The sequence below is a fragment of the Paenibacillus sp. EZ-K15 genome (genome assembly GCF_002573715.1).
Taxonomy (GTDB): domain Bacteria; phylum Bacillota; class Bacilli; order Paenibacillales; family Paenibacillaceae; genus Paenibacillus_AQ.
Map to the genome: position 1 here is coordinate 94,071 of NZ_PDHM01000013.1, position 25,550 is coordinate 119,620.

A 25,550-nucleotide genomic window follows, 5' to 3' on the forward strand; every position below is an offset into this window, starting at 1 on the left:
CAAAAAATGAGGTGCTCAAACGATGAATCCATGGAATGAACGGTTTCAGGGGATCGATTACGTATTTGGAACAGACCCGAATGTATTTATAGCGGACATGCATAAGAAATTAGGTTTAACGGGCGACGCACTGGCTATCGCAGAGGGAGAAGGACGGAATGCGGTGTTCCTGGCCCGGGAAGGCATGAACGTAACCGTATGGGATTACGCGGAATCCGGCCTGAACAAAGCCAATCAACTGGCGGAAGCCTGCAATGTGCAGATTCGCACAGAGCTTGTGGATCTGCACGAAGCGCAGTGGAAGCAGGATCAATGGGATGAGATTATTTGCGTGTTTGGACATTTTCCCAAGGCATTGAGAACGAGGACTTTAGAAGGCGTGAAGAGAGCGGTGAAGCCGGGAGGATATTTCCTCACCGAAGTGTATTCACCGTACCAGATTCCTTATCGCAGCGGGGGGCCGCAAGATCAGCAATTTTTATACGCACCTGAGGATTTCCTCGAGTCCTTTGCGGATTGGCGGATTGTCCACTTTTTTATGGGAGAGGTCGTTCGGCATGAGGGCCAGGGGCATCAAGGCTTGTCCCATGTCATTCAGTTTGCAGGCCAGAAGCCGCCAACAACGGACTAATAGTCAGCGAGGTTTAGGTGAACAGCATGGAACCGTCGGACTGATCGCCTTGATGCACATAGTCGGAGGGCGACAGGCCGGTGTATTTTTTAAACATCCGATAAAAATAGGACGTGTCATAATAACCCAAATAGTGGGCGATATGAGCGATGGTCATGTCCGAATGAAGCAGCAGGCTGCACGCTTCCAGTACGCGCAGCTGGTGCATATACCGAATCGGTGAAAGACCGTACACCTCTTTGAAGAGGGCTGCAGCATAACTCGGAGAGCGATGGATTAGCTTCGCTAAGCGATCGATTTCGATAGGTTCGCGGTAATGCTCCAACAGAAACGATTTGATGGTATCCGCGTAGTTTCGTTTGCTGGGCGCCAGCTCGGTCTTCTCGAGTTCGCGGGCCAACGTGCCGATGAGCTCCTGCATGATGCCCTGACAGATCATGGTGCGGTAGTTTTTGCCTCCCCGCATTTCCTCGTACAAACGCTCACAACGATGGTAGGCATACTGGATATGGGGTAGATTGAATTTCATGCATCGGCCCGCATCCAAAAATGGAATGCCTGTGGAACCTTGATGATCCAATGTAAAGAGAATGGTATGTTTCTGATGGGGACTGCCATTCCAGTTGCTGCCGCTGCGGCGCGTCGATCGGGGAATAAACAGCACGTCTTCTTTTTCGGCAATGATTTCTTCCCCGTTGATCTCATATTTCACTTTGCCTTCTCTAACCACAACCAGGACATTGTACTCAATCGTCTCCAGCTGTGTCCGCCAATTCGGAATGTAATCATCAAAATTTACGCTCATCAATTGGATCATAGGACAACACCCCGTAGTGATTTTATACCTATAGCCTAGCACAATAATACTTCTGATGAGTAGCTGTTCATAGCTTTTAATAATCTTCCTAATTGAAAATGGAGTAGAATCGTACAACTTATTTATGAAATGTACATCGACCACGCATAGATGAGTAGCCTATAATTTCAGACAATTGCAGGATTATTGTAAACGCTGACATGAGTCCTAAGGAAGGGTAAGTGAATTTGACAAGAGGAAGGAAACGATGACGATATGAGAGTATTATTACTGGATTTGGATTCGACCAGGCCGGATCATTTAGGCTGTTATGGCTATCATCGGAATACGTCGCCGAATATTGACCGAATCGCGGCGGAAGGCGTGCGCTTTGACAATTACTATACCTCGGATGCTCCATGTTTTCCTTCAAGAACCGCATTAATGACGGGTAAGTTCGGCATTCATAACGGTGTTGTGGGTCATGGAGGAACGGCTGCCGATGTCCGGCATGAAGGCATGACCAGGGATTTCCGTGACAAGCTGGGGTCGGAGAGTTTTCCCGCTATATTCCGCCGGGCCGGCATGAAAACCGCCTTGATCAGTCCGTTTGGAGAACGTCATTCCGCCTGGACCTTCTATGCGGGCTTCAATGAAATGTATAATACAGGTAAGGGCGGCTTGGAGTCGGCGGAAGAAGTATCTCCAGTCGTGCTGGATTGGCTGGATCGTAATGCCGATGAAGATAACTGGATGCTCTATGTGAACTTCTGGGATCCGCACACACCGTATCGCGCACCCCAGTCGCTGGGAAATCCTTTCGAGCATGAGCCGCTTCCCGATTGGATTACCGAAGAGGTGCTTCAGGAGCATCAGAAGAAGGTTGGCCCGCATGGGGTGAACGAAATTAACATGTATAATAGTGAAGTTTCCCCTGATTTTCCGCGTCATCCCGGAGAGATCAGGACGATGGAGGATTTGCGGACGATGGTGGATGGCTATGATTGCGGCATTCGGCATATGGACGAGCACATCGGCACCATTTTTGAGTTGCTGGAGAACAAGGGAGTAATGGATGATCTTATCGTCATCATTACCGCTGATCATGGCGAGAACATGGGGGAGCTTGGGATTTATGGAGAACACGGAACAGCGGATCAGGGCACTTGCCGCATTCCGATGATTATTCGAGGGCCTGAGATCATGAAGGGGGTAGCGGATCGCGAGCTCCACTATCATCTGGATCTTCTGCCTACGATGGCGGAATATTTGAACGTTGCACCGGTACGAAGCTGGGATGGCATCAGTTATGCGGAGAGCCTGCGAAGCGGAAAAGGCAGCGGCAGGGAGTATTTGGTGGTCTCTCAATGCGCCCATGTCTGTCAGCGAAGCGTGCGGTTTGGAGAATGGCTCTACATTCGAACATATCATGACGGCTATCATCTGTTTGACAAAGAAATGCTGTTCCATATCACCGAGGATGTCCACGAGCAGGACAATCGGGCAGCTCAAAGACCGGATCTTTGCAGGGAGGCCGTATACCTTCTGAATGAATGGCATGATCTGATGATGTCCACGATGCCGTATGACGTGGACCCGTTGTGGACGGTCATGAAGGAGGGAGGACCTTACCATGCCAAAGGTCATCTGCCCCGGTATATCGAACGTTTGAAGAACACAGGCCGCGGGGAAGCCGTTCCGGAATTGATGCGCCGCCACCCGCAGGAATTCGTATAATATGATAGTAAAGTGAAGCAGGATAACCGCTCCGGTAGTGGTTGTCCTGTTCTCTGTATCAAGCATAGGAGGAACCGAGCATGGGAGAACAACATTCTTGTTGCGCTGGCGTGAGAGCGAAAGTGCAGTTGGGAGAAGCCGGTCCGAAGGATCATCAAGGCAGTCTAAGAGAAGGCCAAAATCATGACGAGTCTCATCCTGAGCTTCATTCCAACATGGTTATGATCCCTGGAGGAACGTTTACGATGGGCACGAATTCACATGAAGGGTTCCCGCGTGACGGCGAGGGCCCGGCTCGCAGCGTAACCGTCTCCGGATTTGAGATCTCGCCCCATGCCGTAACGAATGGGGAATTTCAACGTTTTGTGGAAGCCACCGGTTATGTAACGGAAGCGGAACGGTTCGGCTGGTCGTTTGTATTTGAACTGCTGGCTTCGGAGGAAACCAAGGCAAGAGTTGCACAAGTCCCGCAAGAAGTGCCTTGGTGGCTGGTGGTCGAGGGTGCATACTGGGCTGCACCCGAGGGAGCGGATTCGAGCATCGAAGACCGAATGGACCATCCGGTTGTACATATATCCTGGAACGATGCGGTTGTTTACTGCCATTGGGCCGGCGTGCGGCTTCCCACAGAAGCGGAATGGGAGTATGCGGCGCGCGGCGGTTTGGAAGGTAGGACCTATCCATGGGGAGATCTGCTGAAACAGGACGGAGAACATCAATGCAACATATGGCAGGGTAAATTTCCAGTTAAAAATAACGCAAGCGACGGATACATCGGTACCGCGCCGGTGGATGCCTTTAAACCGAATGGTTACGGACTATATAACATGTCCGGCAACGTATGGGAATGGTGCGGCGATTGGTTCAGCCCGTCCTATCATCAAGTGACCTCGGCCATCCATCCGTTCTTTGGTGAGTCTACCGACAGAAGGTCGATGCGCGGCGGGTCGTACCTGTGCCACAGATCCTATTGCAACCGGTACCGAGTCGCGGCACGCAGCGGGAATACTCCGGACAGCTCGACGGGGAATTGCGGTTTCCGTGTTGTGAGGGACAGGACGTAGAATATGCCATCGATTGTACTGTAATTATGGAGTATTACACGGAAAGTACGCGCTATAAAACGCATATAAATGAATAAAGTTGCAAAAAAGATTGTAAAACGGAATGAAAACGAATATAATCGAGGTGTTAAGTGGAAAAATAATGAATGTTCAGGAGGGAAATGTATGGTGCAAGATCAATCAGGAATGTTTGCCGAGGAACGTCGTCAGAAAATTCTTGCTTTGCTGCATCAAGATAAACGGGTGATTGCCAAGGACTTGGCCGAGCGATTTGAAATATCGATTGATTCGATTCGTCGGGATTTGACGATGATGGAGGAGCAAGGTTTACTCCAAAAAACGCACGGAGGCGCAATTCCCTTCATGAAAGTCAGGCAGCCGCCCGTGGCTCCGGAACAGCGGTATGGTGAAGGCTCACCGGAAGGGAATGCCATTGCTCAATTAGCCGTTTCATACGTCCGAGAAAAAGATACGTTATTCATTGGCAGCAGCTCGCTTACCTATTTACTGCTGAAGCATCTTCCGGAGCAAATGCCCTTGACAATTGTGACCAACTGCATGCGTGTAGCAGAAGCTCTGCGCGCACGCGAGTGGATTGACACCTATTTGATTGGTGGACGGGTGAAACCTTCCGGAAATATCACAGACGTGCTTGCTAACGAATTTATTCGTCAATTTAAATTTGATATCAGTTTCGTTAGTGGAGGCGGTATTTCCGATGAGGGAATATACATGGCTACTCCTGAAGTTGCCGCTTTTGGACGCGCGGTCTCTGCCGTATCCCGCCGCAGAATTGGCATGGCAACGCATCGGATTCTCGGACAGGATGGCTTTGCCAGAGCTGGCGCCGTCGAAGATCTGGATGTGTTAATTACCGATCAGAAGGCAGATCAGCAGGTTATGGATCGGATCCAGGAGCTTGGCGTAAAGGTCATTGTGGCGAAAGCAGAAGAAGCTGCACCAAAATGATGAACCATTCGATATAACTTTATAGATTGAAAAGGTAAGAGAGGTAGAAACATGATTCAGCTTCTTCTGCAAGCGCACTGGCCAGAGTGGAACGGTGACCTGGTTGATGGTCCTACGGGCTGGAACAATACGACCCATTTTATTCATAACGAGCAGCGCCGCTCAGTCATGCGCATTTACAATACGCATCGAGACAAGGCAAGAATCGAATTCGAGTTTGCCGTTCTGGAATCGCTGCGGCGGGTGCCGCTGAGCTTTAAGATTCCCGCTCCTCTTCCTTCCGTGTCTGGCGATAGAATGGTTCGGGTTCAGGATGGGAGCGATCGTTATGCTTGCCTATTTGAATATATCGAAGGAGAACGTCCGGAAGAAGGCAGTACTCAAGCAGCGTATTCCTTCGGGGAGAAGACGGGGGAACTGATAAATGCTCTTGCGGCTTGTTCAATCGGAATGAGGCCAGTGTATCCGCCGTATTATGAGCTGCTTCAGTCTTATCCTACATGCAGCGAAGCGTTCATTCTAGATTTTTGCAAGCAGCCGCCATTGGAGTTCAAGGATCAAGGAGATGCGCTTTATATACTAAAAGAAGCATACGCTGATATTTGCAGCAGGCTAGAATCTCTAAAAAATCTGCCGAAGCAGCTGGTTCATGGCGATCTGAACCTTTCGAACCTGCTGGTAGACGCAGAGTACCCCCACACGGTCACCGCTTTGCTTGATTTTGAATTTTGCACGAGGGATATACGAGCGATGGAGCCTGCGGTTGTCATCTCGGGATTTTTGGGAAGGGTGGATGAGAGGCAGGCCATCAGGCAGTTTTGCGAAGGATTTGCCAGTCGCGTACGGCTGAGCGCCGAGGAGGTTGGCGCGATTCCGGTTCTCATGCGCTTGCGTATGGTGGATGTATTTTTGCATTTTTTGAGCCGCTATCGGGAAGGGACCGATGAGTCTCATGTGTTAAAGGAACAGCTGGATATGCTGGCTGGCGGATTTAAGCGGATGGAATACAGCCAGGAGTGGCTGGGTGATGTGTTGTTTCAGTATTTGTTGTAAGGTATTGGCACATGAATCAGAAAAGCCCGGCTCTCTAAGAGACCGGGCTTTTTCTGATGTTTTCTGAACATATTAACCGTAATTTGGGGAAGTAAGAGTTTCTAATCACGGTTATTTTTTCAGCAGATTAATATGGTCCAGCTCTGTGCTGCTGTTAAAGATGAACTCCAATTTGTAATCTCCCCGGTTGTAAGTGAGCTTGGTTTGCTTGATTTTTCCGGTTTTGAAAGTGGTTGTGGCATTCGGTGCAAACCAGTTCTGTTTCAGCATTTTCATAGTGATGCCGCCGATGTTCGTCTGTCGTTCCACGTTCGTGCCAAAGTATCGCATCTCGCGGATTTTGTTCAGTTTATAGGAAAAGGCGTAGCCTGGATTCCCCATGTTGGCCCCGTATTCATCGAAGGCATCGGCATCCTTGCCTGCCACGGAAGGCTCGCCAATTGCTTTATAAACGTCCTGCTTTGTGCTTTTACCGATCGTTAAACCGCTGACGGCACCAGGGAATTGTCCCTTTAATGCAGGTTTATAGAAGCTGTTGAGTGTCTTGAGCGCGTGCTCTGCAGCATAATCGCCGGCATTTGCTGCCGTGGCAGCTTCTGCTTGCTGCAGCGGAAAAACAGCATGATTTACGCCGATAGCACTTACGCCGAGGACTCCTGCCATAGTCAAGGTGATGATTGCTTTTTTTGCTGGTTGTTTCAAGTTCATGTTGTATCCTCTCCTTTGTAACAACTAATTACCACATGCGCTGTGCATCAAACAAGTGTGCCAGACTTATCTTCCCATGATAGTGGAAGCTAAGCGGCATTGGGTTACGATTCTGTGAAGATGAAATATCAGATTTGATACCGGGACGCGAAATCGATTTCAGCCCTCCATGAATGTTTCGTCGGGGAAAATGGGGTAATGATGCATGAGGTGATATGAATTATTGGAAAAATCGTGTAATCTATATAGAACCGACTTTTTCAGGAGGAATTATGGAAACCGAATCATTACTCAAGGTAGAGCAGCTTGCTCTCAAAAAACACAAAATCTTCAAACAAAGCCATCTTCGTTACATCGCCCGCTCCATGCTCGCCAGCATGTTTATCGGCTTTGGCGTCATTGTTGCTTTTAAGACAGGCAACTTCTTTTATTTGGAGCATTCCCCTCTGACTTACCCGATGGCCGCCATTACGTTTGGCGCGGCAATCATTCTAATTGCGTATGGGGGAGGGGACTTGTTTACGGGAAACACGTTCTACTACACGTATGCCGCTCTGCGCAAGAAATTAAGGTGGCTGGAGGTCGTCAAGCTGTGGGTCTTCAGCTACGCAGGGAATATCTTGGGGGCGTGCACGTTTGCGCTGCTGATTTTCTTAACGGGACTATTCATGGATTCATCCGTGAACGGATTCCTGCTCGATGTGGTTGAGCACAAAATGACCACCCCGACGGTGCAGCTGTTTTTCAGGGCAATTCTGTGCAACTGGCTCGTATGCCTTGCTTTTTTTATCCCGATGTCATTGAAGGGCGACGGGGCCAAAATGTTTGCCATGATGCTGTTTGTGTTCTGCTTCTTCATTTCCGGTTATGAGCACAGTGTTGCGAATATGTGCACCTTTGCCATTGCGCTTGTGCTGAATCATCCTGGTACGATTTCACTGGAGGGCGTACTGCATAACCTGATCCCGGTAACGATTGGAAATTTGGTTGGCGGCGTGCTCTTGATGGGCTTTATGTATTATTTTGTGAACAAACCGTTTCTAGATGCCAAGGAATCCGCGGATGAATGAAACTAGAGAGGTTTATGCAGAACCCCAAACGCGAATGGGGTTAGTTTTTTAATAATGAGTACACCCGCGTATCGTGTGCGACGCCATTTTGATATATATATTGGCGTAGGATACCTTCCGCTTCAAAACCGAGTTTGGTCAGCAGCGCGTGGGACGCCTGGTTCTCGATAAAAACAACGGCACCGATGCGCGTCAGGCCAAGCTCCTGAAAACCATATGCGATGACGGCGGAAGCAGCTTCGCTTGCATAACCTTGCCCCCAGAATTCAGGATGTAATTCATATCCGATTTCGGCCCTCTTATGCCGCGGAGACCATACGTTATACCCAATCGTGCCAATGAGACCTTGCGCGTCTTTCCTTTCGATACCCCATCGAATCCCGCGTTTCTCCTTGTAGTTGTTTGCGAAGAGCTCAACGATTTGAAGAGCCTGCTCGAGGGTAGTCAACGTGTCTTGTCCGTAATATCGAGTGACCTCATCATTCGAGAAGCAGCTATAGATAGCCTCAGCGTCCTGATGTTGGATTTCCCGCAGCGTTAAACGTTTAGTCTTTAGTATTGGAAACATGTTCTTCCTCCCAGGTAGATATAGTAATCATTATATTGAGATTTATTTAGGAAGAGAAGATGGGCTCCTGACAGGGAGCTCTTATTTCGCGTTTGTATAAGAAATGATTTGAGAAAATGTATTGTTTGATCACATGGAGTGAGATACAATGTTCCTGAACGAAATGAGAATGATTATCATAATCAGTATAGATAAAAAATCTCTTTCGTACCTTTTAACAACAGGCAAGGGGAGAAACGATTTATGGCAAGGTCATATCCTAAGAGTACCCGATGGATGATAGCATTACTTGTACTGGTGATTGCTCTGGCTGGATGCGGAACACCGCAGGACAAGGAGGGTGCAGCACCTTCCGAGCAATTCACGGAAAAGGTGGGGGAGCAGGTCGCTCAGGACGATACAAAACAAGGGGCAGCTGATACCAAAATGATGAAGGATGAGTTCGGTGAGGTCGAAATACCAGTAAATCCGAAGAGGGTAGTAGGGATCTATCTGGAGGACTATCTGCTGGCTCTAGGAGTTACACCTGTTGTACAGTGGTATCATCCAAGCTGGGGGAAACAGGATTACTTGGGGCTGGAAGTCCCGACCTTTGATATAACGGGAAGTATAGAATCGCTGCTGGAGGCAAGTCCGGATTTGATCATTGTCGACGGAGCAGCAGATTCGGCAAAATATGAGCTTTATTCCAAAATAGCTCCTACGTATCGGCTGCCAGAGTCCATCCTGCAGAGCCCAGCAGAAATTCTTGAGACGATTGGTGATGTTCTTGGCATTCCTGAAGAGGCCAAGCATGTACATAACGAATACACCAAGAAGATGGCTGATACCAAGGAAAAACTGGAACAGGCTGTGGGTGATGAGACAGTAGCCGTGCTCCGGTTAAATGTTGGGGATAAAACGCTTGCCCTTTTTGGCATTGATAACCGGTATACCGGCAATATCTACAAAGAAATGGGCTTGACTCCGCATCCGTTTGCGAGAGATATGACGGAATTTCATGCCATACTATCCGAAGAGAAAATCCCTGAGCTGGATGCTGATCATATCATTATTTTTCCATCCAACGGCAATTGGGACTCGGAGGAGAATCAAGAAGCGATGCAAGTATTCGGCAGCCCGCTTTGGAAGTCGGTTCCCGCTGTTAAAAATGGACATGTATACAGGGCGGACAGAACTCATTGGCAATCGGGTGCCGTCACAGCCAATATGATGAAAGCCGACGATCTCTTGAAGTGGTTTGTCCAATAAGGAGATGATCTCCGTATTGGAATAGAAACAGGAAGCTGTCAACGGCGTTGACGAGCTTTCTGTTTCTTTGCACTATGTATGAATAGATTCTCGGGTAGGGGTAGATGAAATGAAGGCGGAAACCAGCTCGATTAACCGAACTTCTTTATTTTATGTATTGAAGGATATTCAGCTTCATACGCAATCTATGGGTTGGCAGCAAGAAATTCTGGTTGACAACGAGCACACACTGCTGATTTTGACGGCCGGCACGGGGCGACTGCACTTGGAGGAAACGGAGTTTCACATGCGGCAAGGTCGAAGTTATCACATAACCCCCGGCTCAACAGCACGTATTCATTCTGAAACGGACGGCATGGGTTTCTATCTGTTAACCTATGAACTTTGGAGGATGGAGGGAACTCCCTCTGGACAGGCACTGCCTGTACGAACCCCTCAATTTGCTCCGTACCAGCATCACGCCGAATGGTCATGTCTCCCGTTCTCTCAATGTATTGAATACCTGGAGGGCATTTATCGGCAGCGCGATACCTATAGCGAGTTGGAATCCTTCGACATTCATGTGCGTTTTCAGGCGTTCATGCTGTTTTTATATCGGCAGAATCAGAACGCTGCTCACCATACGAATATGCGCCAGGCTGTTGAGAAATCGATTCAACATCTACAAGAGCACTATCGAAATAATTGGACTGTGGAGCAGTTGGCAGAGCTGGCGAACGTTGCACGCTGGCAATATACTCGGATTTTTAAAAAGATCACGACCAAGTACCCCCTTGATTATCTGAACGGGGTCCGGATTGACCGGGCAAAACAGTTGCTGCTGGCGACAGATGATCGGCTGCTGGATATTGCACAATTTGTTGGTTTTAACAACGAATATTATTTTAATCGTCGATTCAAACAAACCGTGGGGATTTCTCCCGGACAATATCGCCGTCAACGTCATCAGGAGAAGATGCGGGTATTTGCGCCATTCCTTGAAGATTTTCTGGTAGCCCTCGGCATAACACCGGTCGTGCAATGCGCTCACTACAGATGGGGGAGACAGGATTACCTTGGTCTGCATGATGTCCCTGTAATTGATATTGAGCAGGAGGATATCGATGAACTTGCTCGTCACAAGCCGGACTTAATTATGATGGATAGGGGGTTCAGGCGCTGGATGTCTGACGACGGCTTGGGACGGCTAGCTCCAACGTATGAGTTCCCGCATGCGAGTGAGGATTGGCGCATGACACTGCGTAAATCGGCGGACCTGCTGGGTAGGAAGGACCGAGTGCAGGATGTCATCTCACAATACGAATATAAAGCTAGTGAAGCCAGGAGACTCCTTAAGCGCTCTGTCCATGCCCAAACCGTGGCCTGTCTTCGTATATCGGCTCTTGGAATCAGTTTATATTCGGGTCCGTATCACGGGTATACGGGGCCAATCCTGTACGGGGATCTGGGTCTGACCCCGCATCCACTTGTTCAGCAGTTGTCCAGGGATGCCCGGAATGCGATCCTGTCCAGGAAATGTCTGAAGCTGCTGGATGTCGATCATCTGTTTATTACGTTCGACAAGCGTCATTCTTCCTGGGAAGGCGAGGAACGTTGTTTGCTCGATGCCCCAGAATGGCGATCACTTCCGGCAGTTAGGAGCGGCTGCGTGTATGAGGTTGATTTTCTAACCTGGATGAATTATGGGGTGATCTCTCATGGGAAAAAGATTGAGGATGTGCTGAGGGTGCTGACATAGGACGCTTTTAATAGATTGCACATGATGAACCAACTATTATCCATATAACGTCCCGTATAAGAAAAACAAAGGCTGATCCCAAAGTCAATATGACTAAGGACCAGCCCTTTTTTATTTCATCCTATAGGCGGTTGCTAGAACTCTAAAAGCCCGTTTGGGTTTAACGTAACTGAATCCGACTTAAACTGCCTCCGTCCGCAAATAAACGCTTGATGCTGCGTTCAACCTCTTCATCCGGTATTAATGGCGGAGCCTGATGCGGTTTTGTACGGGCATCGATAATGACCGTATCACAGCCCCAATGCTTATGCTCATAGCGGCTGTTCACGCCGTGAATGTCATGGGAAGGATTGCTGCGCGTAAAGGTTGCCCACAGGAAATTACTCACTGTCGCACTCATGAATTCACTGTCATCGCACAGAATGATCATCGGACAGGAGGAGATGGAACCTCTCGCACGGATCGCCTCGTTTAGACGCTCCATTTCCTGCCGCACTTCGGCATAACTCGTAAAAGGGGCTCCCTGGATCGCGACAATGCCGGGCATGATCCATTTGGCTGGCGAGTATCCGGGCAGATCCGTCAAGGCTTCAGGCACCTCTTGGCACAAATCCCTTTTTTTATCCCCGACCGCCGCGAATACGACCTTGCTCCCGGTGTTAAGCCCGGTCCCGGAATAATCGAGTGTATCGATCGTGGTATTGGTCTGAAAATGGATATCCCGGTGCAGATCGATGCGTTCCAATATATAGGTCAAGAAGTCCTCGATGCGATGTGTGCTTAAAGGTTGTTTCTCTTCAGCCGCAATGAACAAATACTTGGCCAAGCTTAATTGGCCTGTGCCCAGTATCCGGTTGGAGATGGTGAGAAGCTCAGCCGGCTGTTTCACTTGTTGATAAGGAGTATATCGTTCGCTGCCGATGGCAAAGAGCAAGGGGTGTACCCCAGCAGCGTCCACCGCATGAACCTCTTTGACACCCGGGATTTCTTGCCGGATGGCCCCGCCAGTCAGCTCATGAATCAGTTCGCCGAAGGACGTATCTTCCTGTGGAGGTCTTCCAACGACCGTAAACGGATAGATCGCCTGTTGTTTGGCGTAGACCTTGTGCACTCGCATGACGGGAAACGGATGGACCAGGCTGTAATAGCCCAGATGATCACCAAAAGGACCTTCCGGCTTGGTTTCACCTGGATAGATTTCCCCTGTAATGACGAAATCCGCATCGTGGCTAATGCAGTAGCCATCAACATAGCTGTACCGGAAATGGCGTCCGGACAGTAAGCCGGCAAAGGTTAGCTCGCTCATGCCTTCCGGCAGCGGCATAACCGCTGAAATCGTATATGCAGGGGGACCCCCGATGAAACAGCTTACTTTGAGCGGCTGCCCCAATTTATTGGCCTTCGCTTGATGGATGCCGATGCCCCGGTGGATCTGGTAATGGATGCCAACTTCCTTGTTTATTTCATATTCGTTGCCTGTGAGCTGCACCCGGTACATGCCCAGATTGGAATTCATGACGCCCGGCTTCTCCGGATCTTCCGAATAGACTTGAGGTAGCGTGACAAAAGCACCGCCATCATCCTTCCAGTGCTTAATTAACGGCATATCGGAAATTTGGATTTCCTGGAATCCGGGTGGCAGAGCCCCCGTTTTTTTGATAGGTAACGCGGTTTTAGCTGCCAATCCCGTTCCAATATATTTGAATGGATTTTTGAGCGCCTTCATCGGGTCGTTGCGCAGCGCGATCACGTCTTGCGTGGATTCGAAGGTCTCCCGAAAAATGAATTTGCTGCGCTCAATCGTACCGAACAGGTTGGATACTGCGCGGAACCTTGAACCTTTAACATTTTCAAATAACAGCGCCGGGCCGCCTGCGGCATAAACCTTCATATGTATGGCTGCCATTTCCAAATGAGGATCAACCTCTTCATGTATACGAACCAAATGGCCATGTTTCTCCAGATCTATGATGCATTCTTCCAGATTATGATATTTCATTACATAGCTCCAATCCCTTGAAGTTAGTGAACTTATTCTACTATCTACTATTATCGACAATCTCACAGCACAGGTCAATGATACCTAATATAGACGGGACGAATGGACATATCATAAAAATCAACCTGTCCCAGAGTGTGAAGCAAAGGACAAGGCGATCTCATCATTTCAATCGAGTTCTTAATTTATTTTGTTTGACCAGCTAACAATCATTGTTCTTGTCGCGCTCTCTGTTGTATAGCAGCTCAGTTCCTCCCGGGATAAGGTCACATCCATAGGCGGCCCCAAGCTAACAAAATTTAAATTATATCAAAACGGGCCACATGCCAAGGTATGATTTACTTAATTTACTACTGTAATGTCATGTATTCCTGCAATCCCTTCGCAACATGAAAACCTGTGTAATTAGAATCTAACCTTTGGTCTAGATTCGCGATCTAATAAATATAAGCAAACTGAAAAAATCATAGAAGAAAGAGGCGAGGTTCAATTGTTATCAGAAATGGAGCAAGAGGTCGTATCGGCCCAAGCGGGTGACCGTGAAGCGTTTATTCGACTCTTGCAAGGAGTAGAATCAACCCTCTATTCCATTGCCCGCTCAATGCTCAGGCAAGACGAGGACTGTGCGGATGCGATTCAGGAAACGATGCTGAAAGCCTACAAAGCCATATATGGCTTGAAAAAACCTGCTTATTTCAAAACGTGGATATGTCGCATACTGATCAACCAATGCAACGAGATACTACGACAGAGAGCTCGTACCCAAACGATGGCAGACATTCATGTCCTATCTTCCGATGTCAAAGAGTATGAAAAAATCGATTTGCGCGAAGCAGTTGATCAGCTGGATGAATCCCTTCGAATTGTCGTCGTACTGCACTATCTACAGGATATTCCCATTAAGGATGTCGCCCACATCCTCGACATATCGGTAAACGCCGTAAAAAATCGCCTGTATCGGGCTCGTAATATCCTTCTTGCATCGTTAGATCAATCTCGGGAAAGGAAGTTGAATTATGGAGCGTTTTGAAGTCGAAATGGAAACCTTGAAACGGAAGGAACAAAGTCAAATGCCCGAAATGGTTCGAAACCGGATCGACGAGACGTACCATACCATCGTCAATATGGAGATGCCTGCAAGACGCCGCTATATAAGGAGAGAAAGAGGCCGGGGAGTTAAAATCGCTTTGTTATCCGTTCTGACCGTTGCCGTTCTGGGTTCGTCCGTCATCGCAACCGGGCTCATTTCACCAGCCCTTGCCCAATCTCTCCGGCAAATCCCCTTGATCGGCAGTATATTTCAAAATCAGGATGCCGGCTTGCAGACTGCTGAAAGTCAGGGTTTCGTTACGCCGGTCGACATCCAGGATACGCATGATGGCGTTTCCATAAAAATTACGAATGTCATATATGACGGAATTCGGGTAGCAATGGTGGCCACCCGTGAATCGAGCAAGAACTTCGAAGAGCCTTTGTATGAACCCATAAGGCCTGAGGGTCATTTTTATTCATCTCGGGGGATTGAACATTATTACATGGAATATCAAGGAGAGAATCTACCCGCTGGAATGAGCGCTACGGGAGAAAAAGATTCTGTACTGATCTTTACGGATGATTCGAGTTACGCCGAGGAAAACGCCCCATTCCCCGATACGTTCCATTTGTCTGTAACATTGATAATTAAAGGAATCAAAGAACCTTTCAATTTCAACGTGCCTGTCGTTAAGAACACATCGAATACCTTTTATGTCGAGGACCCGAGTTTATCCAAAACCCATGACAACCTGAAGTTAACGATCGAAAAAATTGGACTTACTCCCATTACGACTGAAGTAGTTATCAATGTTAAGGCTGACCTAAATCTTGTTCCTGAAAAATATTTGACTACAGGTTTTCTGAATATGGAATATGAACTGGTGGATGATCAAGGTGTTTCCATGAAACCAATCGGTGCCAGAGGCAGCTCCAAGGACCCGGAGAAATACGGCATCTATTCAAAAACAATGTATGAGCCGTTTACACACATCCCGAAGGCAATAACCATAAAGCCTTATATCAGCAACACAAAAAACGGGTTTAAGAAGGAATATATTAAGGAATTAGAAATAACCGTGCCTATTGAAACCAAAGCTGTAGGCAAAAAATTGAACAATTATTAGCATTTGAATGAATGCAAAACGAAAGAAAGGCCGGTCTACTAGACTCGGCTTTTTCTGTTTCTAACTACACTTGAAATTCCCCTGCAACGGGGGGGATAATCCGAGCATTCGATATGATGCTCATCTTTGTTGGAATAAGCAAAGTCGTACCACGAACAGCGTCGATATGTTTATAATGAGAAATAGCCCCCATCCATGATCTTGGTGTTACTTTTCTTTCTTGCTGTGATTACGCTTTGCAATGTCAGTCTGGCCAAGTATGTAATCAATGCTTACGTCATGGAAATCCGCTAGTTTGATCAATACTGAGCTAGGTACATCCAAATTTCCACTTTCGTATCTAGAGTATGTGGTTTGAGAAATGTGCAAATAATCTGCCATCTGCTGTTGTGTCAGATCTCTGTCTTCACGTAGTCCTCGAATTCGTTTATACATTATATATCACCCATGAAAAGTTTAGTTTATGCGAAAATCGCATATTGATATTTATGCGTTTTTCGCATAAAATTTATGAATAAATGATATGAGGAGTAAAGAAATCTTAGATGGAGAAGAAAGGAGCCGTACATGAACGAATTAACGAAAGCGCAAATCGTTGATCTGGTGACAAGACTGTATAATGGAGAAGGCAGCGAGGAAGAAGTGGGGGAATGGATCGAATTGCTGCAGCGGAATGTTCCCCACCCCGACATCAGCAATTTGATTTTTTGGCCGGCAAAAGATCTGACCCCAGAGGAAATCGTTGAAGAAGCTTTCCATTACAAACCGATATACATAAATACATACAGGGGGGACTGCGAGTGAGTTGGTTGGACCGGAAAACAGCGGAAGAGTGGCGCGCGGAAGGCAAACGTTATGCCGCCGATGTTAATGAATATGTGCGCATAGGGATGGAGACCCATTGGGAGGAGGAACCGCCTGCGATCGAAGAGGATCGGCGCCCAGCCATGGCCCAAGAAGTGGTTAAGATGATTGCTCTCGCTAATGAAGCCGGTGAAACGGCTATGCTTCGAGAAGAGCTGCCACCCGCGTCCTGGCCTTTGACAGGAGAGTTCAAGGAGGAAACACAGGCGGTGAAGCCCCTATATGCATGGGAAGACGGCTATGTGCTGCTGCAAACGGGAGCTTCATGGGAGCGACGGCTTGCCTATGTCGTTGGTAGTGATAGCATAACCGAGTTAACGGGAATCGGCTGTGCAGGAAGTTCCGCAGATGGACAGTATTTGGCAGTAGCCGATGAGAATGGGGTACGGACGATATTTTCACCGGATACTTCCTTGAACGGGCAAGAGGTTGCAAAGTTTACATGGCAGGATATTTGCAGCCGCCTGAAGGCCGATCTCAAAAATCTTGAATCACTGGCTGATGAAGAGAGACCTTATGACATTCTCGATTGTATCATTCCGTTCGACGATGGGCGGCAGGTTCTACTCGTTAGCGAGTATGGTATTTACCTGCTGAGTGACTCGAGCGCGCAATTAATGCATCCGGACGCCAGGGAGCTTCGAGAAGATGAGCTTGAAGATACGAGAATCGATATGGCGCACGGCGCTGTCTCGCGGGATGGCAGGTGGATGGCATATGGCAGCCAGTCCAGCGAGCATCTGCTGATGGACCTGGAAGGGAAGCAGTTGTACAGAATAGAGCCGCATTCCAGTTATCCGCATTATAGCCTGTTCACGCAGGATGGTCGTTCCGTATGGTTTAATGCTTGCCATTTTTACAACGGGGATACGATATCCGTACCGATGCATGCTGTAGAAACGGGAGCTTTTGCAGAAGGACTGCCGATAAATGAAGAAATGCGCGTGTACGCCGGTGTCGCGCTGAAGGAGGGAGGCATTCTTGGCGATGCCTATGGATACCTCCGTTATATCAATTATGAGGGTAAAGAAATATGGCGTTACTTTGTGGGAAGTACAATTTCCGGGCTGGTCGCGACGCCGGATGAGAATTTCCTGCTGGTCGGCACCTATGGCGGTATGCTGCACCGGATTAACCTGGCAAGCGGCGTCCGGGATGAGTACAGTATTGGCACAGCCCCGATTTGTGAAACCAACCGCTGGGTATTCTGGAAGAACCGAGAGCCCTTGTCTTGGTAAGATCGTAAACAATCCTGCGTCATTTACGTTGCTCCTAAAGGGGGAAGAGATGTCCATTATGCTTACAAAACAAGAAATGATTGATCGAATCCTTCATCTGCTTCATAAGACGTCCATATATGCTCCTGAATACGAGAGAGTGGCAACCCTACCTTTTGAAGAGGGGTATATCGGTGATTTGAGTCCGGTTGTTCGGGTTGGAGAGCAGGACTATGAGCTCGCAATGTATGAAAGAGGCGTGCAGATGCTCAGCAAGAGGACGAAGGATGCCGATGAAGTGATCTTCTGGATTCTGGAGGATACCATTCATACCATAGCCCATATCAAGCTTCTGCAAAAATACAAGGTGGATAATGTAACCACCCATTTGAAGTATACCAAGGACGAAATTCAAGAAATGACGGGCATGATCCGTGAATCCTTCCTTCAGATCGGCGGACAGTATGAGGAATGGCATAAGGCGGGCAAGCGGAAAGAGCTGGAGTCTCCTCATTCGGGCAGAAACGCAGGCAAAGGCACTGAGCGAAGCTAATGATGCGTGCGTATTGCTCGTATGATGAATAGGAGAGAGGCGCCGATATGGTTGAAGCACTTTTCATGGACGGAACCTTTATGCGGTTTATGAACTGATCTTAATGTAGTCATCAAAAAAGCAGCCGCTTCGCATATTTGCGAAGCGGCTGCTTTATCGATTCATCAGGTTATTGCTGAACGATGGCGATAATTTCGTCTTCCAGCTCAAGTCGTACTTGTTCGCTGTAAGCGCGGATATTGTACTCGGAGTACAGGTAGCGGAGAATGGCTTCGATGAGGTTAGCCTCAATCAAATATTGTGTTCTTCCGCTGACCCATACTTCAGCTGTATATCCGGTATCTTCGTCCCAGCTGAGCTCAAGCGATACATCTGTTGGTTTGACGCCTCTGCGTTCCGCCTGATGAAGGCAGACCGCATTGACGATTTCGTCCATGCTCAAAATCATGGATTAGTACCGATTGTTGTTATTGTTGTTGTCGCGAGGTTCGTTTTGTTTACGACGATTCTTCACGGAACGTACAACAGCCATAACGATCATAATCAAAGCCCAGATAGCGATCAGGTTAATGAGGAGTCCCATGATTTCGCCCATGAAGCCCATGCCGGCAAACATGCTGCCGAAGAGCAAACCAGCCAGACCACCGATCATAAGTCCTTTCATCAAGCTGCCGCCGCTGAAGAATCCGCGTTTTCCTGTGCTGCCAGCCGCCCCTGTCGTATTGGAACGGTTGTTCGATTGTTGAACATTATTGTTATTATTCTTTTTCGGAGTGCTGTTGTATGTCTTGTTCCCGGATTTGAAACCTCCGCCACCTCTTCGGGCATCTGCGGAATCAGGTGTCAGTGCTACAAAGAACAGTGTAATCGCTACAAGAATAGTCAATACTTTTTTCATCGTGTTCTGTCGAACCTCCCAGTAAATTTAGAGTAATAAAGAGTAATACGGACGAGTCACGATAAGGTTTCAAAATTTGTACGACCATGTTTTGAGGCTGTTGTGTGCTGCTGCTGTCTCAGTAATTCCAGTACCCAATCACACCATTTCAGCTCGGTTTCAGCCATCATCAACCCTTTGGTAGCGAGTACATAATTGCTGAAAGCCTTGCTTCCAATCTCGCGGGTATCCTCCGGAATTCCCTCTAAAATCTGCTCATAATAACGTTTTTTCTCCAAATACCCAATTCTGCGGTCCTCGAAAATATCGACGGCGATGCCGATCTCCGTCAGCCACAGGCAAAAGGTCCGAAGAGAAAGCTCATCCTTGGTGACTGCAGGCGCGATAGGTTGGTACATCCATTCACGCAGCTTCTGCATGCCTTTTTCTGTAATCGCATAGATTTTCTTGTCCGGTTTATCACTTTGCTGGACCCAGTGCGAGGACAATAGCTGCTTCTCCTCCATGCTGGACAGCAAGGGATAGATTTGACTGTGTTTGGCTTGCCAAAAGGGCTGTATTCGAAGCATCAAATCATATCCTGATGATTCTTTTCTTGCTAGTAATCCTAACAAGCCGTATGACAACGTATTCATGGACATAACTCCCTTTGAAACGCATATCGTGGACACTAAAGCGTGGATGGTCATTCGCCTATCGGTCCGGTTGTTAAAAAGTGTACACTGAAACTGTATGGTTTGACAACCGGGGGAGGGGGCTTTCTCTCTGCTTTTGGCAAAATTGTGACTAAAAAAGCACAAACGCATAAGCGTTTGTGCTTCCATTTGACTTTGATTGATTTATTCGTTCTCGTAACCTTCTACGACCAGATCCAGCGCGCCGGTGTTAGGGTCGATAACCATACCATGAACGGGTACGTTTGGAGGAAGAAGAGGGTGGTTTTTGATCAGGCTCACCGTATTTTTTACGCCGTCCGTAATGTTATCGAAACCGCGAAGCCATCTGGATAACCGGATGCCGGAGTTTTCGAGCGTGGATAACACTTCATCGGATATGCCGCGGTCTCTCATATGCTGGATCATCTCATCGGCGTTCAAGGAAGCCATGCCGCATTCGTAGTGACCCACTACGATGACTTCTTCGGCGTGCAGCTCGTACAGTGCAACCATGACACTTCGCATAACACTTCCGAAGGGCTGTGAAATGATCGCGCCGGCGTTTTTAATGATTTTGACATCGCCATTCTTGAAATTCATCGCTTTAGGGAGCAGTTCAACCAATCGTGTATCCATACAAGTGATAATGACGAGTTTCTTCTCAGGAAAACGCCCTGTCAGGTAGGATTCGTACTCTTTATTCTCTACAAAGCTGCGATTGTGTTCCAGAATGCTGTTAAGGTGTTTTTCCATCGATTTTCTCTCCTTTGTATCTATTGTTTATTTGTTGTTCTTATGCTCTGGCATCTAATACTTGAATGTTGGTACCGTAGTTCTGTCCGCTGCTGTCCAGGCGAAAGGAGTAGGTGGCTGGATCGGCACCCAGCCTCATCTTCTCTTCGAAAAAAACGGCCTGCTTGCGGTTCACGATAAACGGCACCGGGCTGCCTGTTTCGACAGCGATATCTTCCATCGTCGGCTCATCTACAATACGCAGGCCTGGGACGCCGTTAACGGCACATCCGCATCCCTCCGTGTCATAGATCAGCCTGATTGCGCCCGGCTTGTCCCCAAGTTTGTCCTTCAGCTTCAGCTCTGCTTGCGGGGTGAGTTGAATATTCACGGCATCCTGACACTCCTTTATATGTATATTGTTATTTATTCTTTCTGGAAGTTGATTATATACCTTGTAAAAAGTATCATCAATAGAGTATAGAAAAATCCTATTATTAAAAAAAGAAGGTGTGCCGGAATGGCAGTACAACATTTACCACAATGGGAACAATTTGATCGATTGGTTCGCAAAATCATGAGTTATTACGAAGCTATTGGCCTACTTCACTGGGATTTACGGACGGGTGCTCCACGCAAGGGAACCGAAATCCGTTCGGAAACGATCGGGGTTCTATCCACAGAGGCATTTAAGCTGCAAATATCGGAAGAGATGGGACAGCTGTTATCATTTTTTGCAGAGCCGAAACAGGCAGAACAGCTGGATGATCGCAAACGCCGCATGATTGCGGAAGCCCGCAAGGTGTACGATCAGAGCAAATCCATCCCGCCTGAACGCTTCCAGGAGTATTCCATTCTCGCCGCCCAATCGGAAACGAAGTGGGAGGAAGCGAAGAAGAACAGCGATTTTGAAGGCTTCGAACCTTACTTAACGAAGATTGTTGCGTTCAAGCAAGAGTTTATTGAATATTGGGGCGTGAAAAACACCAGATACGACACACTCCTTGACATGTACGAGCCGGATTTAACGGTGGAAAAGGTGGATGCCATCTTCGATCGCCTGAAAGCACGTCTGGTACCGCTAGTTCACGCGATTCAGGAATCGCCCTTCAAGCCGAAAACGGACTTCTTGAAACAGCTGTTCCCGAAAGAACAGCAGGAGAAATTTAGCTTGTTCTTGCTGGAGCAAATGGGCTACGACTTTGAAGCGGGACGTTTGGACGAGAGCGTGCACCCGTTTGCGACGGGCCTGAACCCGGGTGACGTACGCATCACGACCATGTATCTACCGGATGATGTGCTAAGTGCGGTATTCAGCTCTTTGCATGAGGGAGGGCATGCCCTTTACGAGCAAAATATCGATAAGGAGCTTGCAGGTACGCCGCTCTCCGGTGGTACCTCGATGGGCATTCATGAATCTCAATCCCGTCTGTGGGAAAATATGATTGGCCGCAGCCGTCCGTTCTGGCGCCGTTATTTCGCGGATCTGCAGCAGCATTTCCCTGAACAATTGCAGGACGTGGACATCGAGGATTTCTATTTGGCCGCGAACAAGGTAGAGAACTCTCTGATTCGAATTGAGGCGGATGAGCTTACTTATAACCTGCACATCATCATTCGTTATGAGATTGAGAAAATGCTCTTTAACGAAGGGTTGGCGGTGAAGGATCTTCCGGAGACCTGGAACGCGAAGTATAAGGAATACCTCGGCATTATGCCGCCGAACGACGGAATGGGCGTTCTGCAGGATGTTCACTGGTCCGGCGGCGATTTCGGATATTTTGCTTCGTATTCCCTTGGCAACATGTATGCGGCTCAGATGCTTCATACGATGCGCAAAGAACTGCCGAGCCTCGATCAGCTCATCGAAGAGGGGAACCTGGCTCCGATCAAGGAATGGCTGACAGACAAGGTTTACAAGTACGGAAAGAGCGAGAAGCCGTCCGAGATTATCGTACGCGTCACCGGAGAAGAACTGAATCCGGACTATCTGGCCGATTATCTCGAAGAGAAGTATAAAGAGATTTACAAACTTTAACTATCACTATAAACGATAAACGACAAACGCAGCCCAAGTGGCTGCGTTTTTTTGTAGGTAGGACTGTCCATAATGCCACTCAACATCCGCCAGCATACTCTATCAGGCGTTTAACCTTTGGGCAGGCGCTTGCATATGCTGAAAAGAAACATTGGGTTAATGGGGAATGGAGGGTTACGATGAAGCGTCAAAAATGGTGGGGGCTGGCGTTAACCATGCTGCTTGTTTGCGGAGTGGCGCTTGCCGGGTGCGGTGGCGGCGGATCGGCTACGAAGGTCAAGATTGGCGAAGTGACGCGCTCGATCTTCTATGCGCCGCAGTATGTCGCATTGGAAAAGGGATTTTTTAAGGAAGAGGGGCTTGATGTCGAGCTGCAGACGACCCCTGGCGGAGACAAAACGATGACGGCCCTGCTGTCGGGAGCCATCGATGTGGCACTTGTCGGCTCGGAAACTTCGATTTATGTGTATCAACAGGGTTCTGAAGATCCGGTCATTAACTTCGGACAGGTGACGCAGACGGACGGGACATTTCTGATGGCAAGAGACGGATCGGGTGCTTTTGACTGGAACAACCTGAAGGGTAAAGTATTCCTCGGTCAGCGTAAAGGCGGAATGCCGCAGATGGCAGGCGAGTTTACCTTGAATAAAAAAGGAATCGATCCGCACGCAGACCTGGAGCTGATTCAAAATATCGATTTTGCGAATATCGCCTCTGCCTATGCTTCCGGTACAGGTGAATTTGTTCAGCTCTTTGAGCCGCAGGCCTCCATATTTGAAACAGAAGGCCGGGGCAAGGTGGTCGCGTCCTTTGGCGTAGAAAGCGGACGTTTGCCATATACCGTATTCATGACAAGGCAGAGCTATATCGACAAAAACGATGCAACGGTGCAGAAGTTTACGAATGCCCTTTACAAGGCACAGCAATGGGTGGATGCAAGCAGTCCGGAAGATATCGCGGATGCGATCATGCCTTATTTTAAAGATAGCGACCGCGACATCGTGGTGTCCTCCGTTAAACGCTACAAGGAGCAAGGCAGCTATGCGACCGATCCGATCGTGGACGACGCAGAATGGAACAATCTGCTGGACGTGATGGAGCAAGCCGGGGAACTGAAAGAACGGGTTGCGCCTGACACAATCGTTAACAACAGCTTTGCCGAGAAAGCGAAACAAGCTAAATAATGAAGTACTCCTAATCCATAGAACGAAAGGAGAGAGCACCAATGGTACCGGTAGTTGAATTGAACGATATCGCTCATGCATATGTCACGGATCGGGAAGCCTCTCTGGCTGTGGAAGGAATTCAATTGAAGGTGGAACCGGGGGAGTTCATCAGCCTGGTTGGGCCTAGCGGCTGCGGCAAGACCACCATCTTGTCTGTCATTGCCGGTTTGCTGCAGCCATCCAAAGGAGCCGCCTACGTGAACGGCAAACCGGTAAACGGACCGTCGCCGGCGGTCGGGTACATGCTGCAGCAGGACTATTTATTTCCTTGGCGCACCATTATGGATAACGCCTTGATCGGCTTGGAACTGACGGAGAGATTGAATCCGGAAAGTCGAGGTATCGTACAGAGTTTGCTCAAGGAGATGGGCCTTGGGGAGAGCGGCAATCTCTATCCGGCCCAGCTGTCAGGCGGAATGAGACAACGGGTTGCACTCGTAAGGACCTTGGCGACAGACCCGGGCCTGCTGCTGCTGGATGAACCTTTCTCCGCACTGGATTATCAGACGAAGCTGCAGCTTGAGGATCTGATCGTGGAGACCTTGAAGGAGCGGGGGAAAACCGCCATTCTGGTCACCCATGATTTGTCTGAAGCGATTGCGATGAGTGATCGTGTTATTCTCCTGAACCGCAACCCGGGGAGGGTACACCGCATGTTCAATATTCCCGAGAACATACGCCGGGTGCAGCCTTTTTATGCTCGTAAGGAGCCCGGGTTCAACGAATTGTTTCATGAGATCTGGGGCGAAATGCAAACGATCGGGAAGGAGTGCAGCTTATGACAACAAGGGATGAGCCTTCCGCTTCTTCTTCGAAGGGCTGGCTCCAGGATATTTATGTTCAGCATATGAAGCGAAAGAAAAGCATGCGCACACGCGTGCTGACCGTCCAGCTTAGCTTGCTGCTGCTATTCTTTATCTGGTGGGAAGCGGCAGGCAGATTCAAATGGATAGACGTGCTGCTCTTCAGCTATCCGACCAAAATTTTTGCCAACATATGGGGGAATATGATCAGCGGCGAGTTATGGGGGCACTTGGGGATCACGGTAGGAGAGACGGTTGTCGGATTCCTGCTCGGCACGCTGGTAGGCACGCTGCTGGCCGTATTCATCTGGTGGTCACCGTTTCTTAACAAGGTACTGGATCCCTACATGGTTGTGTTCAACAGTATGCCGAAAGTGGCGCTGGGTCCCATATTTATCGTGATGTTTGGCGCGGGTTTTACCGCAATTGTTGTCACTACGTTATCCATCACGGTCATCGTGACCACGCTTGTTGTTTACAACAGTTTTCATGAGGTGGATTCCAATCTGATCAAGGTCGTCCGGACCTTTGGCGGAACCAAGCGCCAGGTGTTTCAGCGAGTTATTTTGCCGGCTTCCTATCCGACGATCGTATCAACGCTCAAGGTCAACGTGGGCATGGCATGGGTCGGCGTCATCGTCGGCGAATTTCTGGTCGCCAAATCGGGTCTCGGTTACTTGATTATGTACGGCTTTCAGGTATTCAATTTCACGCTTGTGCTGTCGAGTCTGCTCATTATCGCCGTTGTGGCTACAGCTATGTATCAAATGGTGGTATATATAGAAAGGATTCTGATGCGAGGCTAACTGAACTGGGTATT

The 25,550-nt window shown here is 48.4% G+C and carries 27 protein-coding genes; 17 read left to right on the forward strand and 10 right to left on the reverse strand.

Translation table 11 applies throughout. The annotated features are described in order from the left end of the window. Window positions 1-22 precede the first annotated feature (22 nt). The gene (locus CRG97_RS12150) at window positions 23-631 is read left to right on the forward strand and encodes a class I SAM-dependent methyltransferase (protein WP_098743185.1); all 609 of its coding nucleotides are present in this window, start codon (window positions 23-25) and stop codon (window positions 629-631) included. 13 nt (window positions 632-644) lie between these two features. On the opposite strand, the gene CRG97_RS12155 is transcribed toward CRG97_RS12150, so the two are convergent. Beyond that, window positions 645-1,448, reverse strand: a complete 804-nt coding sequence (locus CRG97_RS12155; protein ID WP_098743186.1) for a helix-turn-helix domain-containing protein — start codon at window positions 1,446-1,448, stop codon at window positions 645-647. Between the two features lie 255 nt (window positions 1,449-1,703). Between CRG97_RS12155 and CRG97_RS12160 the strand changes: the two genes are divergently transcribed. From CRG97_RS12160 to CRG97_RS12175, 4 genes are all read left to right on the forward strand, one after another. Further along, a complete protein-coding gene (locus tag CRG97_RS12160; protein ID WP_098743187.1) occupies window positions 1,704-3,164 on the forward strand; it encodes a sulfatase family protein in 1,461 nt (486 codons plus the stop codon). An 80-nt stretch (window positions 3,165-3,244) separates the two neighbouring features. Beyond that, entirely contained in the window at window positions 3,245-4,228 is a 984-nt protein-coding gene (locus CRG97_RS12165; RefSeq protein ID WP_098743188.1) for a formylglycine-generating enzyme family protein, read from the forward strand. 186 nt (window positions 4,229-4,414) lie between these two features. Continuing rightward, window positions 4,415-5,197, forward strand: a complete 783-nt coding sequence (locus CRG97_RS12170) for a DeoR/GlpR family DNA-binding transcription regulator (RefSeq protein WP_202618913.1) — start codon at window positions 4,415-4,417, stop codon at window positions 5,195-5,197. Between the two features lie 51 nt (window positions 5,198-5,248). Further along, window positions 5,249-6,250 (forward strand): phosphotransferase enzyme family protein, encoded by a 1,002-nt coding sequence (locus tag CRG97_RS12175; protein ID WP_098743190.1) that lies wholly within the window; start codon window positions 5,249-5,251, stop codon window positions 6,248-6,250. Between the two features lie 111 nt (window positions 6,251-6,361). On the opposite strand, the gene CRG97_RS12180 is transcribed toward CRG97_RS12175, so the two are convergent. Beyond that, complete coding sequence (locus CRG97_RS12180) at window positions 6,362-6,958, reverse strand: YjgB family protein (protein ID WP_098743191.1); 597 nt, start codon at window positions 6,956-6,958, stop codon at window positions 6,362-6,364. Between the two features lie 272 nt (window positions 6,959-7,230). Between CRG97_RS12180 and CRG97_RS12185 the strand changes: the two genes are divergently transcribed. Continuing rightward, entirely contained in the window at window positions 7,231-8,028 is a 798-nt protein-coding gene (locus CRG97_RS12185) for a formate/nitrite transporter family protein (RefSeq protein WP_098743192.1), read from the forward strand. A gap of 40 nt (window positions 8,029-8,068) precedes the next feature. Here the strand turns inward: CRG97_RS12185 and CRG97_RS12190 are convergent, their stop codons facing one another. After that, entirely contained in the window at window positions 8,069-8,596 is a 528-nt protein-coding gene (locus CRG97_RS12190; protein ID WP_098743193.1) for a GNAT family N-acetyltransferase, read from the reverse strand. A 276-nt stretch (window positions 8,597-8,872) separates the two neighbouring features. Here CRG97_RS12190 and CRG97_RS12195 point away from each other — a divergent pair, with 276 nt between their 5' ends. Together CRG97_RS12195 and CRG97_RS12200 are read left to right on the forward strand one after the other, a co-directional pair. Next, on the forward strand, window positions 8,873-9,847 hold the full coding sequence (locus tag CRG97_RS12195) for an ABC transporter substrate-binding protein (protein WP_237566366.1): 975 nt from the start codon (window positions 8,873-8,875) through the stop codon (window positions 9,845-9,847). Between the two features lie 109 nt (window positions 9,848-9,956). Continuing rightward, complete coding sequence (locus CRG97_RS12200) at window positions 9,957-11,585, forward strand: helix-turn-helix domain-containing protein (RefSeq protein WP_237566367.1); 1,629 nt, start codon at window positions 9,957-9,959, stop codon at window positions 11,583-11,585. Between the two features lie 160 nt (window positions 11,586-11,745). Here the strand turns inward: CRG97_RS12200 and CRG97_RS12205 are convergent, their stop codons facing one another. After that, window positions 11,746-13,584, reverse strand: a complete 1,839-nt coding sequence (locus CRG97_RS12205; protein ID WP_098743195.1) for a UbiD family decarboxylase — start codon at window positions 13,582-13,584, stop codon at window positions 11,746-11,748. Window positions 13,585-14,074: 490 nt separating this feature from the next. Between CRG97_RS12205 and CRG97_RS12210 the strand changes: the two genes are divergently transcribed. Continuing rightward, a complete protein-coding gene (locus CRG97_RS12210; protein ID WP_306434165.1) occupies window positions 14,075-14,614 on the forward strand; it encodes an RNA polymerase sigma factor in 540 nt (179 codons plus the stop codon). Then, window positions 14,601-15,743, forward strand: a complete 1,143-nt coding sequence (locus tag CRG97_RS12215; protein WP_098743196.1) for a DUF4179 domain-containing protein — start codon at window positions 14,601-14,603, stop codon at window positions 15,741-15,743. The genes CRG97_RS12210 and CRG97_RS12215 overlap by 14 nt, the downstream gene beginning before the upstream one ends. 207 nt (window positions 15,744-15,950) lie before the next feature. Here CRG97_RS12215 and CRG97_RS12220 read toward each other — a convergent pair whose 3' ends face one another. Beyond that, on the reverse strand, window positions 15,951-16,178 hold the full coding sequence (locus tag CRG97_RS12220) for a helix-turn-helix domain-containing protein (RefSeq protein ID WP_098743197.1): 228 nt from the start codon (window positions 16,176-16,178) through the stop codon (window positions 15,951-15,953). A gap of 132 nt (window positions 16,179-16,310) precedes the next feature. Here CRG97_RS12220 and CRG97_RS12225 point away from each other — a divergent pair, with 132 nt between their 5' ends. The 3 genes from CRG97_RS12225 to CRG97_RS12235 are packed head-to-tail and all read left to right on the forward strand — an operon-like array spanning window position 16,311 to window position 18,377. Further along, on the forward strand, window positions 16,311-16,547 hold the full coding sequence (locus CRG97_RS12225; protein WP_098743198.1) for a bacteriocin immunity protein: 237 nt from the start codon (window positions 16,311-16,313) through the stop codon (window positions 16,545-16,547). Continuing rightward, complete coding sequence (locus CRG97_RS12230; protein ID WP_098743199.1) at window positions 16,544-17,845, forward strand: TolB-like translocation protein; 1,302 nt, start codon at window positions 16,544-16,546, stop codon at window positions 17,843-17,845. Before CRG97_RS12225 ends, CRG97_RS12230 begins: the two co-directional genes overlap by 4 nt. A 58-nt stretch (window positions 17,846-17,903) precedes the next feature. Then, window positions 17,904-18,377 (forward strand): immunity 63 family protein, encoded by a 474-nt coding sequence (locus CRG97_RS12235; protein ID WP_343225192.1) that lies wholly within the window; start codon window positions 17,904-17,906, stop codon window positions 18,375-18,377. Window positions 18,378-18,546: 169 nt separating this feature from the next. Here the strand turns inward: CRG97_RS12235 and CRG97_RS12240 are convergent, their stop codons facing one another. The 5 genes from CRG97_RS12240 to CRG97_RS12260 form a co-directional block, all read right to left on the reverse strand. Next, window positions 18,547-18,825, reverse strand: coding sequence for a YxcD family protein (locus tag CRG97_RS12240; protein WP_098743201.1), 279 nt, complete (start codon window positions 18,823-18,825; stop codon window positions 18,547-18,549). Between the two features lie 3 nt (window positions 18,826-18,828). Continuing rightward, on the reverse strand, window positions 18,829-19,275 hold the full coding sequence (locus tag CRG97_RS12245; protein WP_098743202.1) for a hypothetical protein: 447 nt from the start codon (window positions 19,273-19,275) through the stop codon (window positions 18,829-18,831). A 56-nt stretch (window positions 19,276-19,331) separates the two neighbouring features. After that, complete coding sequence (locus CRG97_RS12250; RefSeq protein WP_098743203.1) at window positions 19,332-19,910, reverse strand: PadR family transcriptional regulator; 579 nt, start codon at window positions 19,908-19,910, stop codon at window positions 19,332-19,334. A 204-nt stretch (window positions 19,911-20,114) separates the two neighbouring features. After that, complete coding sequence (locus CRG97_RS12255) at window positions 20,115-20,684, reverse strand: beta-class carbonic anhydrase (protein WP_076321116.1); 570 nt, start codon at window positions 20,682-20,684, stop codon at window positions 20,115-20,117. 40 nt (window positions 20,685-20,724) lie between these two features. After that, window positions 20,725-21,054, reverse strand: a complete 330-nt coding sequence (locus tag CRG97_RS12260) for an iron-sulfur cluster biosynthesis family protein (protein WP_098743204.1) — start codon at window positions 21,052-21,054, stop codon at window positions 20,725-20,727. Between the two features lie 129 nt (window positions 21,055-21,183). Between CRG97_RS12260 and CRG97_RS12265 the strand changes: the two genes are divergently transcribed. The 4 genes from CRG97_RS12265 to CRG97_RS12280 all read left to right on the forward strand — a co-directional run bounded on the left by CRG97_RS12265 (window position 21,184) and on the right by CRG97_RS12280 (window position 25,536). Beyond that, entirely contained in the window at window positions 21,184-22,701 is a 1,518-nt protein-coding gene (locus CRG97_RS12265) for a carboxypeptidase M32 (protein ID WP_098743205.1), read from the forward strand. 179 nt (window positions 22,702-22,880) lie between these two features. Beyond that, window positions 22,881-23,885 carry an ABC transporter substrate-binding protein gene (locus CRG97_RS12270; protein ID WP_098743206.1) on the forward strand — a complete coding sequence of 335 codons (1,005 nt, stop codon included), beginning with the start codon at window positions 22,881-22,883 and terminating at the stop codon, window positions 23,883-23,885. A gap of 41 nt (window positions 23,886-23,926) precedes the next feature. Further along, window positions 23,927-24,709, forward strand: a complete 783-nt coding sequence (locus tag CRG97_RS12275) for an ABC transporter ATP-binding protein (protein ID WP_098743207.1) — start codon at window positions 23,927-23,929, stop codon at window positions 24,707-24,709. Then, on the forward strand, window positions 24,706-25,536 hold the full coding sequence (locus CRG97_RS12280) for an ABC transporter permease (RefSeq protein ID WP_098743208.1): 831 nt from the start codon (window positions 24,706-24,708) through the stop codon (window positions 25,534-25,536). Before CRG97_RS12275 ends, CRG97_RS12280 begins: the two co-directional genes overlap by 4 nt. The last annotated feature ends 14 nt before the right edge of the window (window positions 25,537-25,550 follow it).

Bases quoted from the DNA above. Each gene is read 5' to 3' on its own strand.
- CRG97_RS12150 (WP_098743185.1), top strand. From the start codon at position 23: ATGAATCCATGGAATGAACGGTTTCAGGGGATCGATTACGTATTTGGA.
- CRG97_RS12155 (WP_098743186.1), bottom strand. From the start codon at position 1,448: ATGATCCAATTGATGAGCGTAAATTTTGATGATTACATTCCGAATTGG.
- CRG97_RS12160 (WP_098743187.1), top strand. From the start codon at position 1,704: ATGAGAGTATTATTACTGGATTTGGATTCGACCAGGCCGGATCATTTA.
- CRG97_RS12165 (WP_098743188.1), top strand. From the start codon at position 3,245: ATGGGAGAACAACATTCTTGTTGCGCTGGCGTGAGAGCGAAAGTGCAG.
- CRG97_RS12170 (WP_202618913.1), top strand. From the start codon at position 4,415: ATGTTTGCCGAGGAACGTCGTCAGAAAATTCTTGCTTTGCTGCATCAA.
- CRG97_RS12175 (WP_098743190.1), top strand. From the start codon at position 5,249: ATGATTCAGCTTCTTCTGCAAGCGCACTGGCCAGAGTGGAACGGTGAC.
- CRG97_RS12180 (WP_098743191.1), bottom strand. From the start codon at position 6,958: ATGAACTTGAAACAACCAGCAAAAAAAGCAATCATCACCTTGACTATG.
- CRG97_RS12185 (WP_098743192.1), top strand. From the start codon at position 7,231: ATGGAAACCGAATCATTACTCAAGGTAGAGCAGCTTGCTCTCAAAAAA.
- CRG97_RS12190 (WP_098743193.1), bottom strand. From the start codon at position 8,596: ATGTTTCCAATACTAAAGACTAAACGTTTAACGCTGCGGGAAATCCAA.
- CRG97_RS12195 (WP_237566366.1), top strand. From the start codon at position 8,873: ATGATAGCATTACTTGTACTGGTGATTGCTCTGGCTGGATGCGGAACA.
- CRG97_RS12200 (WP_237566367.1), top strand. From the start codon at position 9,957: ATGAAGGCGGAAACCAGCTCGATTAACCGAACTTCTTTATTTTATGTA.
- CRG97_RS12205 (WP_098743195.1), bottom strand. From the start codon at position 13,584: ATGAAATATCATAATCTGGAAGAATGCATCATAGATCTGGAGAAACAT.
- CRG97_RS12215 (WP_098743196.1), top strand. From the start codon at position 14,601: ATGGAGCGTTTTGAAGTCGAAATGGAAACCTTGAAACGGAAGGAACAA.
- CRG97_RS12220 (WP_098743197.1), bottom strand. From the start codon at position 16,178: ATGTATAAACGAATTCGAGGACTACGTGAAGACAGAGATCTGACACAA.
- CRG97_RS12225 (WP_098743198.1), top strand. From the start codon at position 16,311: ATGAACGAATTAACGAAAGCGCAAATCGTTGATCTGGTGACAAGACTG.
- CRG97_RS12235 (WP_343225192.1), top strand. From the start codon at position 17,904: ATGCTTACAAAACAAGAAATGATTGATCGAATCCTTCATCTGCTTCAT.
- CRG97_RS12240 (WP_098743201.1), bottom strand. From the start codon at position 18,825: ATGATTTTGAGCATGGACGAAATCGTCAATGCGGTCTGCCTTCATCAG.
- CRG97_RS12245 (WP_098743202.1), bottom strand. From the start codon at position 19,275: ATGAAAAAAGTATTGACTATTCTTGTAGCGATTACACTGTTCTTTGTA.
- CRG97_RS12250 (WP_098743203.1), bottom strand. From the start codon at position 19,910: ATGAATACGTTGTCATACGGCTTGTTAGGATTACTAGCAAGAAAAGAA.
- CRG97_RS12255 (WP_076321116.1), bottom strand. From the start codon at position 20,684: ATGGAAAAACACCTTAACAGCATTCTGGAACACAATCGCAGCTTTGTA.
- CRG97_RS12265 (WP_098743205.1), top strand. From the start codon at position 21,184: ATGGCAGTACAACATTTACCACAATGGGAACAATTTGATCGATTGGTT.
- CRG97_RS12270 (WP_098743206.1), top strand. From the start codon at position 22,881: ATGAAGCGTCAAAAATGGTGGGGGCTGGCGTTAACCATGCTGCTTGTT.
- CRG97_RS12275 (WP_098743207.1), top strand. From the start codon at position 23,927: ATGGTACCGGTAGTTGAATTGAACGATATCGCTCATGCATATGTCACG.
- CRG97_RS12280 (WP_098743208.1), top strand. From the start codon at position 24,706: ATGACAACAAGGGATGAGCCTTCCGCTTCTTCTTCGAAGGGCTGGCTC.